Here is a 16,626-nt window from a genome sequence, read left to right on the forward strand (position 1 = left end):
CAATTGAAGCCCGTTCAGACATCTGGCGATTTGTTTAAAGGAGCGTTTATCCTTACGATCGCTGCCCTGATTACAAAAATTTTGAGTGCTGTTTACCGGGTCCCTTTTCAAAATATCGTTGGGGATGTAGGGTTTTATATATATCAGCAGGTTTATCCATTCTATGGAATCATTATCGTGTTATCTACATATGGATTTCCTGTCATTATTTCAAAGCTTTATGCCGAGCAGGCCGCTCTAAAGAAAGAGAAGGATATTCAGAACTTATTTGCCGTTTCTGCCTTTGTTCTGTCCATAATAGGTTTTATCGGGTTCTCCATTCTGTATTGGGGTTCGGAATGGCTGGCTGTCAGGATGGGCGATCCGCAGCTGGCGATATTACTTAGAGTGGTGGCAGCCATGTTTCTTCTTTTTCCGATTCTGTCCCTGTTCCGGGGATATTTTCAAGGCACAGGAGATATGGTTCCAACCGCAGTCTCCCAGGTAGGAGAACAGCTTGTCAGAGTCATTACCATCCTGCTCGCTGCTTATTTGCTTGTTAAGGGAGGAAATTCCCTATACATGGTGGGAAGCGGGGCCCTTTTTGGAGCCATAACCGGCGGATTTATTGCCATCCTGATTTTAATCACCTTCTTTTATATAAAAGAAAGAAAAAACCTGCCGTCCGCCATTGCCATCGATTTTAGACAAAGCGGCAAGGTGGCCAAAACGATTATCATACAGGGATTTGCCATCTGCATCAGCAGTCTCGTGCTTATTTTCATTCAGCTGGCAGATTCGTTCAATTTATACTCGCTTCTATTAACATCCGGAATTGAAGGAGAGGAAGCGAAGGCGCTGAAAGGTGTGTATGACCGCGGACAGCCGATTATCCAGCTGGGCATTGTTGTGGCAACATCCATGTCCCTGTCGCTGGTGCCGCTCATTTCCAAAGAAAAAATGAGAAATCATCCTGCATTTCTTCATAATAAAATCAGACTTGCCCTTCAAATCGGCATTCTTGTTGGTGCTGCAGCAACGGCTGGCCTATGGAATATCATAACGCCTGCAAATATTATGCTGTTTGAAAACTCGTCGGGATCGGATGTCCTGGCGATTCTTAGTCTGCTGATCTTGCTGAGCAGCCTGATCATCACAATCACAGGAATCCTGCAGGGACTGGGATTTATCTTTTTCCCGGCAGCGGCTATTTTGATGGGATTTGCCGTGAAACTTGGCCTGAACATCCTATTGGTTCCTTCTTACGGCACAGCAGGTGCAGCGGCCGCATCGTGCCTGGCGCTTGCTGCCGTCTTAATTTTTCTTATTGCAAAGCTTCGTTTATATTTGAAGATATCATTGATTTCTCTGCGCTTTTTATTGGTGGCCGGATTTGCTGCTTTGATGATGTCGGTTGTTTTGCAGCTGTATCTTCAGGCCACAGCCATGCTGCCAATACCGGATCCGGGCAGAATGTTTGCCGGATTCCAGGCATTAAGCGGCGTAGCGCTGGGGGCCTTAACGTATTTGTATATCGTATTTAAAGGCAATACTTTTAAAGAGGAAGAGCTTGCTCTGCTTCCGCTTGGAAGCAAACTCATGTTCTTGCTTCCCAAAAAGACTAGGAGATGAATCGCTTTATGAAAAAAATAACCATTCTCGGGCTTGGAGCAGGAGACTTGGATCAGCTTCCTTTTGGCGTATATCGAAAACTTAAACAGGCAGAGGTCTTGTACCTGCGGACAAAGGAGCATCCGGTTCTGCGGGATCTCGAACAAGAAGGGCTGACATATCAGTCTTTTGATCATATCTACGAAAAACATGAGAAATTTGAAGAAGTGTATGAGGAAATTTGTGAATTCCTCCTGGAAGAAGCCCTTGCCAAAGAGATTACATATGGAGTTCCAGGACATCCGCTTGTTGCGGAACGTACGGTGCAGCTTCTCATAGAGCGTGCTCCGCAGAGAGGCATTGAGATTATGATCGAAGGAGGACAAAGCTTCCTTGATCCTTTATTTCAGGCTTTGAAAATTGATCCGATCGAAGGATTTCAGCTTCTGGATGGAACCGATTTAAACAGAGATGAGATCCAGGTGGCCCAGCACGTCATCATTGGACAGGTTTATGACCAGTTTGTTGCGAGCGACGTCAAGCTGACACTGATGGAAAAGCTGCCTTACGATTACGCAGTTTATATTGTAACAGCTGCCGGCAGCAAGGATGAGGTTATTAAACAAGTACAGCTGCATGAACTGGATCATAATATGGAACTGAATAACTTAACTTCTGTATATGTGCCTCCTGTAAAAAATGATGCAGTCCTCTATAAAGATTTTTCAAAACTGCGGAGCATTATTGCGGAACTGCGGGGGCCAAACGGATGCCCATGGGATAAAAAGCAAACTCATGAATCATTGAAGAAATATTTAATTGAAGAAGCCTATGAGCTGATTGAAGCAATCGATAATGAAGATAGCGAGCATATGACAGAAGAACTGGGAGATGTCCTTCTCCAGGTGATGCTGCATGCACAGATTGGCGAAGACGAAGGTTATTTTACCATCGATGATGTGATCGAAGGACTTTCTGAAAAAATGGTCCGACGTCATCCTCATGTCTTTGGTGATGTACAGGCAGAAAATGAAGAAGAGGTGCTTAAAAATTGGCAGAGCATTAAGCAGGAAGAAAAGGGTGAAAAGCAGGAATCCATGATGGATACTGTCCCGAAATCATTCCCGAACTTAATGAGAGCGGCTGAAATTCAGAAAAAAGCAGCAAAAGTCGGTTTTGACTGGAAGGAAGTTGAGCCTGCCTGGGAGAAGGTAAAAGAAGAGATTGCCGAATTCGAGAAGGAAGCCGTGAATTTAAGCCCCGAGATGGAGGCGGAATTTGGCGATATCCTGTTTGCGCTTGTGAATATTGCGCGTTTCTATAAAATTGATGCCGAAGAAGCTGCGAGAAAAACCAATGAAAAATTCATCCGCCGTTTTACTTTTGTGGAAGAACGGGTAATGATGAGCGGCAGTAAATTTGAAGACTTTACACTCGAGCAGCTCGATGAATTCTGGGATGAGGCAAAATCCAAAGGTTACTAATAGAGGAGTGGCAATAGATGAGATTAGATAAATTCTTAAAAGTATCAAGGCTTATAAAAAGAAGAACACTGGCAAAAGAAGTCTCCGATCAGGGAAGGATCTCCATAAATGGACAGCAGGCCAAAGCGAGCTCAACCGTTAAAGTGGGCGATGAACTTCAAATCCGCTTCGGGCAGAAGCTGGTAACGGTCAAAGTGGAGCGCCTGCAGGAAACGACCCGCAAGGAAGAAGCGGCGGAAATGTACTCGATTGTTAAAGAAGAGAAGGTTGAATCGTAAGCATAAGGCCTGCTCCTATGGAGATTGGCCGTTAAACTATCGGTTTCGGCCGATAAAAGAGCGTTGTTGGCCGTTAAATTCCCGTTTTAGGCCGATATAATCTTCATATTGGCCGTTAAATCTTGATTTAGCGTAATTTCATCCGTATCATTTTTCAAATTCAGCAGCGCCTCCGCTTTTCCTATTGGCTTGTTCTATTTTAATTCCCCTTTTCATAAACATGTACAAAAAGGTTGTACTATGCTGATTGCGGGGGATGAATAATGAGTCAATATTATGAGTCAAGTTCAAACAAAACCAATACTCAGGAACACGATGTCATTATGAGAGGCAGAAGACTGCTCGATATTACTGGCGTTAAACAGGTCGAAAGCTTTGATAATGAAGAATTTTTGCTGGAGACGGTGATGGGTTTCCTGGCGATTAGAGGGCAGAACCTGCAGATGAAGAATCTGGATGTGGACAAGGGAATTGTTTCCATCAAGGGGAAGGTATTTGACCTTGTTTATATTGACGATCAGAATGGAGATAAAGCTAAAGGCTTCTTTAGCAAGTTGTTCCGATGACACTGACCACTCAATTTGTGACCATGCTGGCAATGATCGGCATGGGAAGTGTATTTGGGGCTGCCCTTGATACGTATAATCGTTTCCTGCAAAGAACCAGGCGGAAAAGCTGGCTTGTATTTATTAATGATATTCTTTTTTGGCTCGTCCAGGGCCTGGCAATCTTCTATATTTTATTTCTGGTGAATCAAGGCGAGTTAAGGTTTTATATTTTCATTGCTTTGCTGTGCGGTTTTGCCGCTTATCAAAGTTTATTTAAGAAAATGTATCTGCGGGTATTGGAGATATCCATCCGGATGGCGATCTCCATATACCGCTTTTTCGTGAAGACCATTACTTTGCTCATCTATAAGCCCATCCAGGGTCTTATTATGGCGTTAATTGCGATAGCCGTTATGCTTGGAAAAGGACTTTATTCCCTTTTAAAAGTCATACTTCGAGTCTTTTGGTTCATCTTGAAAGTGGTTTTTCTGCCTGTCAAATGGATTTTGTCACTTTTGTGGAAGTTATTGCCGAAAAAGATTAAAAAAACAGTCGAGAAGTTATATAATAAATTGGCAGGATATTTACAGCTGATAAAGAATTATGTTTTAAAATGGATTGCAAAGTGGAAGAAACCTAAAGAGTAAGGAGGGAGTGCGGAAGTGAGTGCCACCAAGAAGAAAAATGTAGCCAAAATGGAAACCAGCTATGTTAAACAGCAGGAAGCAGCAGAGATCAGTGCGGGCCGTAAGAAAAAGCTATTATTTCGCAGATTAGCGGCATTTTTCACACTGGCAGCCGTCGTTTCATTTTTTATGATTTCCACACTCGTTTCGCAGTCTGCTGCTCTGGAAGAAAAAGTGGAAGAGAAAACCCGGCTGGACCAGGAGCTTTCTGACCTTAAGAAAAAGGAAGTCATGCTCGAAGAAGAAATTGTTAAGCTGAATGATGATGAGTATATCGCGAAGCTTGCCCGCAAAGATTACTTCCTATCCGACAATAACGAAATCATTTTTAACCTCCCTGAAGAAGAGACGGAAAAAGAAAAGAAAAAGGAAAAAAAGGCCGATTGACGCTATATTGACACTCTTTTTTTGGTTTCTGTATAATATATAGTAAGTTTGATTTATCGCAGATTAACAGGCAGTCCCCTTCGTTTAAAGTAAGTTAAACCTAATGAAGTTAGTAAAAAGGGAACTGTCTGTAAAGGTCCGGTAAGTTCAACTCCCCATCAGTGAATATGTATGAAAATATAATTCTGTACAGCTGGACTGAGCTGAGGATGTATTTTGCAGCACCTGATGGAAGTTTCACTTTATATCTTTCAAGGAGGCAATTTTTTTAATGTCAATCGAAGTAGGCAGCAAGTTAAAAGGAAAGGTCACAGGCATTACAAAATTCGGAGCATTTGTGGAGCTGCCGGAAGGCTCAACGGGTCTGGTGCACATAAGTGAAGTCGCTGACAAGTATGTAAAAGATATTAATGAGCACCTCAAAGTGGGTGATATGGTTGAAGTGAAAGTCATTAATGTCGAAAAGGACGGCAAGATTGGATTATCCATCAAAAAGGCAAAAGACCGGCCTGAGCGTTCTGAAAGACCTGAAAGAGGCGACAGAAAAGAATTCAGACCTAATTCAAACTCTGGCCGACCTCGCCAAAACCGATCAAACGACCATCGCCCTAAAGAAAACTTTGAAGCCAAAATGGCTCGTTTCCTAAAGGACAGCGAAGATCGTCTGTCATCGCTAAAACGCCATACTGAATCCAAACGCGGAGGAAGAGGCGCTAAACGAGGATAACTTGCTGCTGATTGATCTATATAGCAGGATGGAAAACAAGTCCGATTGGGCTTGTTTTTTTGTGCTGTTTAATGAAGTAATTTCTGATGGAAACTTATTAATAGTGAAATCTTAATGCAGCGCGAAGTGACCGATAATCCGGAAAAGTAACCGATTTATTGAAAATCTGACCGCTAAACATGACAAAGTGACCGATAACTGGAAAGCAATTAAAAAAGGTTCATCAATTACTAGGTAACTGCTGTTCTGAAAGAAGAAAAATTCATCCAAAACCATCAAAAAAACGCCAGCCTAAGGCTGACGCTCTTTTGAAATGACCCGTACGGGATTCGAACCCGTGTTACCGCCGTGAAAGGGCGGTGTCTTAACCGCTTGACCAACGGGCCAGGATAATATTGAATTTTGAGGAGCTTGAGTGGTTTAAGCTCAAACCTCGAATATTTCAGATAGCGGCGGAGGGGATCGAACCCCCGACCTCACGGGTATGAACCGTACGCTCTAGCCAGCTGAGCTACACCGCCATATTTTTATAGATTTATAGATGTGCTCTGAAGCACAAGATTTATAATACAAATTTTTAAAAAGGAAGTCAATAAGATATTTAAAGAAATATGTCGTAAATTTCCCTTGCCTCTTCGTCAATTTCTTCCAAGCTTCTCTTTCCGCGGAAAGCTGTCGTTCCAAGGGTTTGTTTACTTTTTTTGTCAGAACCAAGCGGAACTTCAGAAAGACCAATTTTAAATCTTGTTATCTATCCCCATATATAGTGGAAAACCGTCGAACGAAAAGCCGGGGCTTGTCCGCTATTTTGACAAACTTCTGGAGCGCTGGATTTTATAATTGTCAGCAACGATAAAAATATGGGGAGTGTAGTTTAATGGAAAAGGTAGAAAGGAATGTAATGGAGCCGATCGGGGAAGTGCCCTTCAACAAACCGAAACTGGATTTTGCCAAAGGCTTAAAAAAACTCCACTCGGGGTTGGAGAATTTCTTTCTGAAAAAAGGCTATGTTCTGCTGATCATTGGCTTTTTGCTTGGAAGAGCCTTGATATTGGCGAAGCTTACCCCATTTAGCCTTCCGTTTTTTGCAGCGGTTTATTTCATACGAAGGGATAAGGCGCCCCTGGCCCTAGTGGGATTAATGGCAGGCGCTGCCACATTGTCCATCTCCAATGCTGTATCTGCTTTTGGAATAACCTTCATCTTTTTATTTGCCTTCCGGGTCTCGAAAAAATGGCTGCATAATGAAATCAGGGCACTGCCTTTTTTCGTGTTCTTCACTCTTTTAGGAGGCAAGCTCCTGGAGGCTTTCATTACGAAGGGCCAGCTGACTTTATATGATGGAATGATGGCCGGTATTGAATCAGGCCTTGGTTTCATTCTAACGCTAATTTTCCTGCAGGGTCTGCCGCTGCTTTCGATAAATAAACGCAGACAATCACTGAAAACCGAAGAAATTGTCTGCCTGATCATTATGCTGGCATCTGTCATGACGGGAACGATCGGCTGGACGGTCTATGATCTTTCGGTCGAGCATATTATGTCTCGCTATCTTGTCCTGCTCTTTGCTTTTGTAGCAGGAGCCACCGTCGGTTCTACAGTAGGGGTGGTAACCGGTCTGATCTTCTCCCTTGCGAATATATCGAGCTTTTATCATATGAGTCTGCTGGCCTTCACGGGTCTATTAGGCGGTCTTTTAAAAGAAGGCAGGAAGTTCGGTGTGGCATTCGGCCTTCTGATTGCAACACTCCTGATGGGCATGTATGGAGAAGGAAGCGGAAATCTCATGAAAACTCTGTATGAAACAGGCGCAGCGATTCTCTTATTTTTATTAACTCCGCAGGCTTTAACGATGAAATTGGCCAAGCACATCCCGGGGACGCCTGAATATGCCGCTGAGCAGCAGCATTATATGAGAAAAATGCGCGATGTGACAGCACAGCGTGTTGCCCAGTTCTCAAGCGTCTTCCAAGCCCTTTCCAAAAGCTTCTCCTCTCATAATGAGCCATCTGAATGGGAGGAAGACGGTGATAGGGAAGTGGATTATTTCTTAAGCAATGTAACGGAAAAAACATGCCAGACCTGCTTTAAGAAAGATCATTGCTGGTCAAAGAACTTTAATACAACCTATGACTATATGATGGATATTATGCACGATGTGGACAACAATGAAGGTGCTCTTTCTCCAAAGCTTGCGAGGGATTGGGAAAAGTACTGCACAAGATCGAAAAAAGTGACTGAAGCTGTACAGCAGGAGCTGACTTATTTTAAGGCGAACCAAAAGCTGAAGAAGCAGGTTCAGGAAAGCAGAAGGCTGGTAGCTGATCAGCTGATGGGTGTTTCGGAGGTAATGGGGGATTTTGCGAAAGAAATCCAGCGAGAGCGGGAAAATCATCATAAGCAGGAAGAACAGATTCTTGAAGCACTTCAGGAGTTTGGCATTCATATCGAGCAGGTGGAAATTTACAGCCTGGAGCAGGGAAATGTCGACATTGATATGACCATCCCATATTGCCAGGGGCATGGGGAATGCGAAAAGCTAATTGCACCAATGCTATCTGATATTTTGGGAGAAACGATATTAGTAAATTCAGAGGAATGCGCCGCGTTCCCAAATGGATACTGCCATGTCACATTCCGGTCAGCCAAGGCATTCGTGGTTGAAACGGGCGTTGCACATGCTGCGAAGGACGGCGGTTTAGTATCAGGGGACAGCTATTCCACTATCGAACTGGGCTGCGGAAAGTTTGCGATTGCCATCAGTGATGGAATGGGCAATGGGGAACGGGCTCATGCGGAAAGCCAGGAAACACTTCAGCTCCTGCAGAAAATTCTTCAATCGGGCATTGAAGAGCAGGTCGCCATTAAATCAGTCAATTCCGTTCTTTCTTTAAGGACAACAGACGAAATTTTCTCCACCTTGGATTTGGCTATGATTGATCTGCAGAATGCCGACGCGAAATTTTTGAAAATTGGATCAACTCCAAGCTTTGTAAAGAGAGGCCATAAGGTAATAAAAATTCAGGCCAGCAATCTCCCGATGGGAATCATTCAGGAATTTGATGTAGATGTGGTCAGTGAGCAGCTTAAAGCGGGAGATTTGCTGATCATGATGAGTGATGGCGTTTTTGAAGGGCCGAAGCATGTCGAGAACTTTGATTTGTGGATGAAGCGCAAGGTATCCGAGTTGAAGACGGACGACCCTCAAGAAGTGGCCGATTTAATTATGGAAGAGGTAATCAGGTCAAGATCCGGGAATATTGAAGATGATATGACGGTAGTTGTGTCAAAGGTCAAACACAATACTCCGAAATGGACCAGCATTCCCGTACATGCCATCCGCCAAAAGGCCAACTGATTAATATGCTCATTGCTTAATAACTCAATAAGGTCTCTAAATTAGATAATTGTCCAGCTCAGCACCTGCCCCCTCGAGGTCACAAGCTTATCAAGCTGCGGCTCCCAGGGACGAAAGACTTGCCAATCCCTTCCAGAAGGAAAGAGCACCTTCTTGCAGAGTTCGTCTTATGCTTAGCGGGGGTGAACAAGGTGCTTCCGCATTTCTTAGGTATAAATCCCCTTCTTTCAGTCGAAAATGCTAACAACTCAAATGTGGAGGGGAGATTCAAATGAAAACAGGAACATTGAAGCAAATTTTACTGATAACGGATGGCTGTTCAAATCAGGGTGAGGATCCCGTTGCCATGGCGGCCTTGGCCAAGGAGCAGGGAATAACTGTGAATGTCATCGGAGTCATGGAGCAGGATGTCATTGATGAGCAGGGAATGAATGAAATTGAAGGAATCGCGATGTCAGGAGGCGGTGTCAGTCAGGTTGTCTACTCTCAGCAACTGTCCCAGACGGTACAGATGGTGACGAGAAAAGCCATGACCCAGACCCTTCAGGGAGTTGTGAACAAGGAGCTTCAGCAGATCCTCGGCGGTTCCAAAACAATGGAGGACCTTCCGCCTGATCAGCGCGGCGAGGTGATGGAGGTTGTGGATGAACTGGGTGAGACAGTCGAACTTGAAGTGCTGGTTCTCGTGGATACCAGTGCAAGCATGAAACATAAGCTTCCAACCGTTAAGGAAGCCTTGCTGGATCTTTCTCTAAGCCTTAATGCACGATCTGGTGATAACCGATTTTCCGTATTCGTATTTCCCGGGAAAAAGAAAGATGTCGAAAAACTGCTGGATTGGACGCCAAATCTTGAATCGCTGACCAGCATTTTCTCGAAATTGACAACAGGAGGAATTACGCCTACAGGTCCGGCTATTCATGAGGCCTTAAACCATTTCAAGAAAAAACGTTCATTAAGGAGTCTGCTTTCCCGTGATGATGAATCATTCTTTGAAGAGTCAGTGTAAAGTAAACCCTGGTACTGTAATTGAAGGAAAGTGGCACCGAAACCGATATACCATTATAAAGGAATTAGGGTATGGTGCTAATGGGATTGTTTATCTCGCTAAAAACCAAAATCAGCAGGTTGCTTTGAAAATGAGTGATAACGGGATGTCCATCACGTCTGAAGTGAACGTCCTTAAATCCTTTGCAAAGGTCCAAGGCTCTGCCCTCGGGCCTTCTTTGCTTGATGTGGATGATTGGGATAGGAGAAGCGGAAAGATTTCGTTCTATGTAATGGAATATATACAGGGCCCTGATTTACTGACATTTATCCAGCAAAAAGGATCATCCTGGACCGGTGTTTTAATCGTACAGCTGCTGAACGATCTTGATTCCTTGCATAAAGCGGGCTGGGTTTTCGGTGATTTAAAGCCGGATAATTTGATCGTAACAGGCCCTCCTTCAAAAATACGCACCATAGATGTGGGTGGAACCACCATTCAAGGCAGGGCGATAAAAGAATTTACCGAGTTTTATGATCGCGGCTATTGGGGATTGGGGACCAGAAAGGCTGACCCGGCCTACGATCTCTTTGCTGCAGCCATGATTATAATCAATACAGCATACCCAAAAAGGTTTGCCAAGACAACAGGTGACCTCAAACAGCTCAAAATGATGGTCCGCCAAAAGAAAGAGCTGCTGAAATACGAAGATGTTATTCTAAATGCCCTGCAAGGCCAATATAGCTCGGCTGGTGAAATGAGAAATGATATGCTCCAGCTCACTCGTTCAAATCCTGTGCAAAGGAGCACGGGAAACAGGAACGCCGGACAAAAAGCCCGTCCTCAGCCTGCCAGCAGGCAAGTGTACAGGCAGAAAAAACAGAAAGGGAGCATCTTTGAAACTCTGCTGATTACCCTTATCGTGACGCTTCTTTATTTCTTATATATTTATGGGCAGCTGCTTTAAATTTGAGAAAAATGAAACTTTCTTCTCCCTGATTCGTATAGTAAGCTTAATCCCTTTTGATATTTACCCTTTAAAAATGATATGCTTTTCTATATGAAGGATTACGCTGCCCTTTGCAGGGGTAGTATAAAGTGAAACTTCAATAATAGAGGATGATTTTTTTCTCTGATTGTCAGCGATAAATATATTTCTATCGGATAAGGAAGAAGCCTATGCTCCAAGAGAAAGTGAGTGCTTTCCTTAAGAAAAAGGGATTGGATTTAAATAATAAGAAAATAGTAGTCGGTGTATCGGGAGGACCGGATTCAATCGCCCTGCTTCATTATTTTTGGAACCAGAGACAGCAGCTTCAAATAGAACTAATCGCCGCTCATGTCGATCATATGTTCAGAGGCGAGGAATCTTTTCAGGACGCCATGTTTGTGAAGGATTACTGCAGAAAGAAAGCCATTCCATTTGAAATGGAAAGAGCGAATGTACCGGAGTATATGGAGAAGTCCGGGAAGAGTTCCCAGACAGCTGCAAGGGATTGCCGCTACAGCTTCTATCAAAGAACCGCCAAGAAATATGGGGCAGAGTACATAGCGCTGGGACATCATGGCGATGACCAGGTTGAAACCATATTAATGCGGCTCACAAGGGGAAGCACCGGCAGCGCAAGAGCAGGAATTCCTTTCAAGCGTCCATTTGGCGATTATTTTATCATCCGCCCTTTCCTGTGCTTGAATAGAGCCGAAATCGAAGACTACTGCCTGAAGGAACGCCTGAACCCCCGGCGGGATCCAAGCAATGAAAAAGGCATATACAGCCGCAACCGATTCAGACAGGAAGTGCTCCCATTCCTGAGAAAAGAAAACCCTCAGGTGCATGAGCATTTTCAAAGATTCAGTGAAGATTTGCAAAGTGATGAAGCATATCTGCAGGAATTAACGGTCCACAAAATGAATACAGTAATGAAAAAGAAGGCCAATGAGGAAATTAGTATGGATATCGATGCTTTCGAGGCAATGCCAATGCCTTTACAAAGGAGAGGGATTCAACTAATATTAAACTATCTTTATAAGGAAAGGCCGGCATCGTTATCGGCATCTCATATTGAGAGCATTTTTTCCTTAATGAAAAGTCCTCATCCATCGGGAAATCTAGATTTTCCAGGCGGTTTACATATTGTACGCTCCTACCGGCAATGCCACTTCTTATTCCCGAAGGAACCTGTACAATCCTATCGATATGAAATCTTCGAACCTGCATGCATTAAACTCCCAAACAGCGGATCGATTATCCTTGAATATGCTGACTGTTCTGATGGAATTCTAAACAATGATACCCTGGTATTAGACAGGGAGAGTGTTTCTTTTCCAATCATTATCAGGACTAGGGAAAAGGGAGACCGCATGACGCTTAAAGGAATGCAAGGGTCCCGAAAGATAAAGGACATTTTCATCGATCATAAAGTACCGCTGCATGATCGGAAAACATGGCCAATTGTGACAGATGCACAAGGCAGGATCCTGTGGGTGCCTGGTTTGAAGAAATCACATGATGATAGGCAGCAGCAATCTTGTACCAGCTATATTATTTTAAAATACATAAAGCAATGATCTTCTAGGGGGCACAATAAATGATGAAAAATGATATTGAAAAAGTACTGATTTCGGAAGAGGAGCTGCAGGATAAGATTAAATCCCTTGCTGCTGAACTCACTGAAGAATACCAGGACCGATTCCCGCTTGCCATTGGGGTGTTAAAAGGAGCAATGCCTTTTATGAGCGACCTTTTAAAGCGTGTGGATACATATCTTGAGATGGACTTCATGGATGTTTCAAGCTATGGGAATTCAATGGTTTCTTCAGGAGAAGTGAAAATTCTGAAAGATCTTGATACTTCTGTGGAAGGCAGAGATATTCTGATCATTGAGGATATCATCGACAGCGGCTTGACACTCAGCTATCTTGTTGAGCTGTTCCGCTACAGAAAAGCGAAAAGCATTAAGATTGTAACACTGCTTGACAAGCCAACAGGAAGAAAGGCTGATATCAAAGCTGATTATGTAGGATTTATTGTTCCTGATGAATTCGTAGTCGGCTACGGCCTGGATTACGCGGAAAAATACCGCAATCTTCCATATATTGGAGTCCTGAAGCCGGAAGTATACAGCAACAACGATTAAGGAAATCCTAAGCATTGATCTTGCATTAAAGCCCTTTACTGAAACAAGAATCACCCGGTTTTAAGAAGTCTAATTCCTTGTATTGGCACGATTTTCTATGATACTATACACTATAGTTTGTTTACCGTGGGAGGAGGTAAGGGATGAATCGGATCTTCCGGAATACCATCTTTTATTTATTAATATTTTTAGTCATTATTGGAGTTGTCAGCTTCTTTAACGGCAACAATGAACCAACGGAGCACATCTCTTATAATAAATTTGTTGATCACTTGGAAAGCGGCGACATTACGTCCATTTCCCTTCAGCCTGAGAGAGGTGTATTTGAAGTACGGGGTCAGCTTGAAGGATATGAGGAGGGCAAATACTTCCTGACTTATATCATGAACAATGATAATATCCTTGACCGTGTGGATCAATTAGCCCAGTCTTCAGATGTAGAAGTCATGCCGGCTAAGGAAACAAGCGGATGGGTGACATTCTTTACGTCAATCATTCCTTTCATCATCATCTTCATACTATTCTTCTTCCTGCTGAACCAGGCGCAGGGCGGAGGAAGCCGTGTGATGAACTTCGGCAAAAGCAAAGCCAAGCTTTATGATGAAAGCAAAAAGAAAGTGCGCTTTAAAGATGTTGCAGGCGCCGATGAAGAAAAGCAGGAGCTAGTTGAGGTCGTTGAGTTCCTTAAAGACCCGCGCAAATTTGCTGAATTGGGAGCAAGAATTCCCAAAGGGGTTCTTCTTGTAGGACCTCCAGGAACAGGTAAAACCTTGCTTGCACGGGCGGCAGCCGGTGAAGCGGGCGTTCCGTTCTTCTCCATAAGCGGTTCTGATTTCGTTGAAATGTTCGTAGGTGTGGGTGCTTCCCGTGTCCGTGACTTATTCGAAAATGCGAAAAAGAACGCGCCATGTATTATATTTATCGATGAAATTGATGCTGTAGGGCGCCAGCGTGGTGCCGGCCTAGGCGGCGGACACGATGAACGCGAGCAGACCCTTAACCAGCTTCTAGTTGAAATGGATGGATTTGGAGCAAATGAAGGAATTATCATCATTGCTGCCACAAACCGTCCGGATATCCTTGACCCGGCATTATTGCGTCCGGGACGTTTTGACCGACAGATTACAGTTGACCGCCCAGATGTCAAAGGCCGTGAAGCAGTGCTTAAGGTACATGCCCGCAACAAGCCTTTAGATGAGTCGGTTAACTTAAAGAGCATCGCGATGCGTACACCTGGATTTTCAGGTGCAGACCTTGAAAATCTATTGAATGAAGCAGCGCTTGTAGCGGCCCGCCGCAATAAGAAAAAAGTCGATATGGAAGATATCGATGAAGCAACAGACCGCGTTATTGCAGGACCAGCTAAGAAAAGCCGTGTTATTTCCCAAAAGGAAAGAAACATCGTTGCTTTCCATGAAGCCGGTCATACAGTCATCGGTTTAGTGCTTGATGAAGCTGAAATGGTTCATAAAGTGACAATCGTGCCGCGCGGCCAGGCTGGCGGATACGCAGTGATGCTTCCGAAAGAAGACCGCTACTTCCAGACGAAACCAGAGCTTCTCGACAAAATTGTCGGCTTGCTTGGCGGACGTGTTGCAGAGGAAATCGTGTTCGGCGAAGTGAGTACAGGTGCCCATAATGACTTCCAGCGTGCGACAGGCATTGCCCGCCGCATGGTAACTGAATTTGGAATGAGCGATAAGCTTGGACCATTGCAATTTGGACAGTCTCAGGGCGGCCAGGTCTTCCTTGGACGTGACTTCCATAATGAACAAAACTATTCAGATGCAATCGCCTATGAAATTGATCTTGAAATCCAGCGCATTATCAAGGAATCTTATGAAAGAGCAAGAAAGCTCCTCACAGAAAACCGAGATAAGCTAAATCTGATTGCAAATACATTGCTTGAAGTCGAAACGCTTGATGCGGAACAAATCAAGCATTTATCAGATCATGGCAGACTGCCTGACCGTTCAGTGACTTCTATTTCAACTGATGAAGATGTGAAAGTGAACATCAGCATCAAGAAAGAAGATCCTGCTGAAACAGGCGAAATTCCTGAAACAAGGGAAGGCTCAAGCCCTGCAGAAGCTGACGTGCCTCCTGCCATCGACGAAGAACGCAAAGACAAATAACCAAAAGCGCCTCTAGGGGCGCTTTTTTTTGCGGGAAAAATATCAATTGCCAGACCGGTTGGAATTTCCGATTACACGAAACAATAACAGTTGTGATATGATGTTTTCAGTGTAAAAAAAATATCAGATAAGGCTATTTTCGTAAAGGTTGTTGCTCTCAACTGCAAACTTATTTTAATTTGCTGAGTTGATTGCAGCGGAGGGTGCTTGATCCTCGAAAATGCTTCCGTATTTTCTTTGTGCGGTGCTAATTCAAGGAGTCTTACTCAATGTCCTGCGGGAGAGAAGTGGAAGACCCCGAAGGCTTCATTTTTCCCCGCGAAAAGCAAGTGCCCCGTGCTGAATTCAACGGGCAAAATATAAGTAACAACAATTTATGATAAAAAGTCAATAATCATAAAGTGGTGAGAATGTTGATCTTTGTTTTCGACGTAGGAAATACGAATATCGTTCTGGGTGTCTATGATCAAGATGAATTAAAGCATCATTGGCGAATTGAAACCAACCGGAATAAAACAGAAGATGAATACGGAATGATTGTGAAGTCTCTGTTTGAGCATGTGAATCTTTCCTTTTCAGATATAGATGGCATTATCATTTCCTCTGTAGTGCCTCCAATCATGTTTTCGCTTGAAAGAATGTGCCAGAAATACTTCCATGTTAAGCCCCTTGTCGTGGGTCCTGGAATCAAAACAGGCTTAAACATCAAATATGAAAATCCGAGAGAAGTAGGTGCAGACCGCATCGTCAATGCAATAGCAGCCATTCATGAATATGGAAGCCCGTTAGTCATTGTCGATTTTGGAACAGCCACTACCTATTGCTATATCAATGAAAATAAGCAATATATGGGTGGCGCAATTGCCCCGGGAATTGGAATCTCGACCGAGGCTCTTTACTCACGTGCCGCCAAGCTTCCAAGAATAGAAATTGCCCGTCCTGATCATATTGTCGGGAAGAATACTGTATCTGCCATGCAGGCTGGGATTTTATACGGTTATGTTGGCCAGGTTGAAGGTATAGTAAAAAGAATGAAAGATCAGGCATCGCAAAAACCTACTGTCATTGCCACTGGGGGTCTCGCAGGTTTAATTGCGCAGGAATCGGATATCATTGATGTCGTGGATCCATTTTTAACTTTAAAGGGTTTGCAGATTATTTATAAACGAAATATGGAAACCATAAAAAAATAGGACGTAGCTTAAAAAGCCGCTGACATTATAAGCGGTTTTCTGGAAGATAAGTAAATGTAAACTTTTTGAACTCGAAAATTGTCTAGCTCCAGCGCCTACCCCCTCTAGGTCACTA

Annotated in this window: 14 protein-coding genes and 2 tRNA genes; 14 read left to right on the forward strand and 2 right to left on the reverse strand. The window is 43.7% G+C overall.

Features of this window, described 5'->3' with window-relative positions; genetic code table 11:
• Positions 1–3: 3 nt before the first annotated feature.
• From AC0VZ9_RS00340 to AC0VZ9_RS00370, 7 genes are all read left to right on the forward strand, one after another.
• Positions 4–1,611: a putative polysaccharide biosynthesis protein gene (locus tag AC0VZ9_RS00340; RefSeq protein ID WP_475396962.1), complete on the forward strand. Its 1,608-nt coding sequence runs from the start codon at positions 4–6 to the stop codon at positions 1,609–1,611.
• An 8-nt stretch (positions 1,612–1,619) separates the two neighbouring features.
• Positions 1,620–3,074, forward strand: a complete 1,455-nt coding sequence (gene yabN / locus AC0VZ9_RS00345) for a bifunctional methyltransferase/pyrophosphohydrolase YabN (RefSeq protein WP_071157154.1) — start codon at positions 1,620–1,622, stop codon at positions 3,072–3,074.
• A 17-nt stretch (positions 3,075–3,091) separates the two neighbouring features.
• Entirely contained in the window at positions 3,092–3,352 is a 261-nt protein-coding gene (locus tag AC0VZ9_RS00350) for an RNA-binding S4 domain-containing protein (RefSeq protein ID WP_251175678.1), read from the forward strand.
• A 263-nt stretch (positions 3,353–3,615) separates the two neighbouring features.
• Positions 3,616–3,918 (forward strand): sporulation protein YabP, encoded by a 303-nt coding sequence (yabP, locus tag AC0VZ9_RS00355; protein ID WP_009336651.1) that lies wholly within the window; start codon positions 3,616–3,618, stop codon positions 3,916–3,918.
• Entirely contained in the window at positions 3,915–4,547 is a 633-nt protein-coding gene (gene yabQ / locus AC0VZ9_RS00360; protein ID WP_071157151.1) for a spore cortex biosynthesis protein YabQ, read from the forward strand. Before yabP ends, yabQ begins: the two co-directional genes overlap by 4 nt.
• Positions 4,548–4,562: 15 nt before the next feature.
• Positions 4,563–4,973, forward strand: a complete 411-nt coding sequence (locus AC0VZ9_RS00365) for an FtsB family cell division protein (protein ID WP_019382053.1) — start codon at positions 4,563–4,565, stop codon at positions 4,971–4,973.
• 271 nt (positions 4,974–5,244) lie between these two features.
• Positions 5,245–5,700, forward strand: a complete 456-nt coding sequence (locus tag AC0VZ9_RS00370; protein ID WP_019382054.1) for a S1 domain-containing RNA-binding protein — start codon at positions 5,245–5,247, stop codon at positions 5,698–5,700.
• A gap of 314 nt (positions 5,701–6,014) precedes the next feature.
• On the opposite strand, the gene AC0VZ9_RS00375 is transcribed toward AC0VZ9_RS00370, so the two are convergent.
• Both AC0VZ9_RS00375 and AC0VZ9_RS00380 read right to left on the reverse strand, forming a co-directional pair.
• Positions 6,015–6,086, reverse strand: a tRNA-Glu gene (locus tag AC0VZ9_RS00375).
• A gap of 61 nt (positions 6,087–6,147) precedes the next feature.
• Positions 6,148–6,221: transfer RNA gene (locus tag AC0VZ9_RS00380), tRNA-Met, on the reverse strand.
• Between the two features lie 356 nt (positions 6,222–6,577).
• Here AC0VZ9_RS00380 and spoIIE point away from each other — a divergent pair.
• The 7 genes from spoIIE (at position 6,578) to AC0VZ9_RS00415 (ending at position 16,511) form a co-directional block, all read left to right on the forward strand.
• The gene (gene spoIIE / locus AC0VZ9_RS00385) at positions 6,578–9,058 is read left to right on the forward strand and encodes a stage II sporulation protein E (RefSeq protein ID WP_475396963.1); all 2,481 of its coding nucleotides are present in this window, start codon (positions 6,578–6,580) and stop codon (positions 9,056–9,058) included.
• 271 nt (positions 9,059–9,329) lie between these two features.
• Positions 9,330–10,067: a VWA domain-containing protein gene (locus tag AC0VZ9_RS00390; RefSeq protein WP_206845852.1), complete on the forward strand. Its 738-nt coding sequence runs from the start codon at positions 9,330–9,332 to the stop codon at positions 10,065–10,067.
• Positions 10,036–11,013: a serine/threonine protein kinase gene (locus AC0VZ9_RS00395; protein ID WP_475397489.1), complete on the forward strand. Its 978-nt coding sequence runs from the start codon at positions 10,036–10,038 to the stop codon at positions 11,011–11,013. The genes AC0VZ9_RS00390 and AC0VZ9_RS00395 overlap by 32 nt, the downstream gene beginning before the upstream one ends.
• A gap of 212 nt (positions 11,014–11,225) precedes the next feature.
• Positions 11,226–12,614: a tRNA lysidine(34) synthetase TilS gene (gene tilS, locus AC0VZ9_RS00400; protein ID WP_019382056.1), complete on the forward strand. Its 1,389-nt coding sequence runs from the start codon at positions 11,226–11,228 to the stop codon at positions 12,612–12,614.
• 23 nt (positions 12,615–12,637) lie between these two features.
• Positions 12,638–13,183, forward strand: a complete 546-nt coding sequence (gene hpt, locus AC0VZ9_RS00405) for a hypoxanthine phosphoribosyltransferase (RefSeq protein WP_175609168.1) — start codon at positions 12,638–12,640, stop codon at positions 13,181–13,183.
• Positions 13,184–13,326: 143 nt separating this feature from the next.
• Positions 13,327–15,318: an ATP-dependent zinc metalloprotease FtsH gene (ftsH, locus tag AC0VZ9_RS00410; protein WP_009336638.1), complete on the forward strand. Its 1,992-nt coding sequence runs from the start codon at positions 13,327–13,329 to the stop codon at positions 15,316–15,318.
• 413 nt (positions 15,319–15,731) lie between these two features.
• Positions 15,732–16,511: a type III pantothenate kinase gene (locus AC0VZ9_RS00415; protein ID WP_026041723.1), complete on the forward strand. Its 780-nt coding sequence runs from the start codon at positions 15,732–15,734 to the stop codon at positions 16,509–16,511.
• Positions 16,512–16,626 lie beyond the last annotated feature (115 nt).

The sequence above is a fragment of the Cytobacillus sp. QJM3NY_8 genome, assembly GCF_056173585.1.

Coding starts and splice junctions, on each gene's coding strand:
- yabN (WP_071157154.1), top strand. CDS start 1,620: ATGAAAAAAATAACCATTCTCGGGCTTGGAGCAGGAGACTTGGATCAG.
- AC0VZ9_RS00350 (WP_251175678.1), top strand. CDS start 3,092: ATGAGATTAGATAAATTCTTAAAAGTATCAAGGCTTATAAAAAGAAGA.
- yabP (WP_009336651.1), top strand. CDS start 3,616: ATGAGTCAATATTATGAGTCAAGTTCAAACAAAACCAATACTCAGGAA.
- yabQ (WP_071157151.1), top strand. CDS start 3,915: ATGACACTGACCACTCAATTTGTGACCATGCTGGCAATGATCGGCATG.
- AC0VZ9_RS00370 (WP_019382054.1), top strand. CDS start 5,245: ATGTCAATCGAAGTAGGCAGCAAGTTAAAAGGAAAGGTCACAGGCATT.
- spoIIE (WP_475396963.1), top strand. CDS start 6,578: ATGGAAAAGGTAGAAAGGAATGTAATGGAGCCGATCGGGGAAGTGCCC.
- AC0VZ9_RS00390 (WP_206845852.1), top strand. CDS start 9,330: ATGAAAACAGGAACATTGAAGCAAATTTTACTGATAACGGATGGCTGT.
- AC0VZ9_RS00395 (WP_475397489.1), top strand. CDS start 10,036: ATGATGAATCATTCTTTGAAGAGTCAGTGTAAAGTAAACCCTGGTACT.
- tilS (WP_019382056.1), top strand. CDS start 11,226: ATGCTCCAAGAGAAAGTGAGTGCTTTCCTTAAGAAAAAGGGATTGGAT.
- hpt (WP_175609168.1), top strand. CDS start 12,638: ATGAAAAATGATATTGAAAAAGTACTGATTTCGGAAGAGGAGCTGCAG.
- ftsH (WP_009336638.1), top strand. CDS start 13,327: ATGAATCGGATCTTCCGGAATACCATCTTTTATTTATTAATATTTTTA.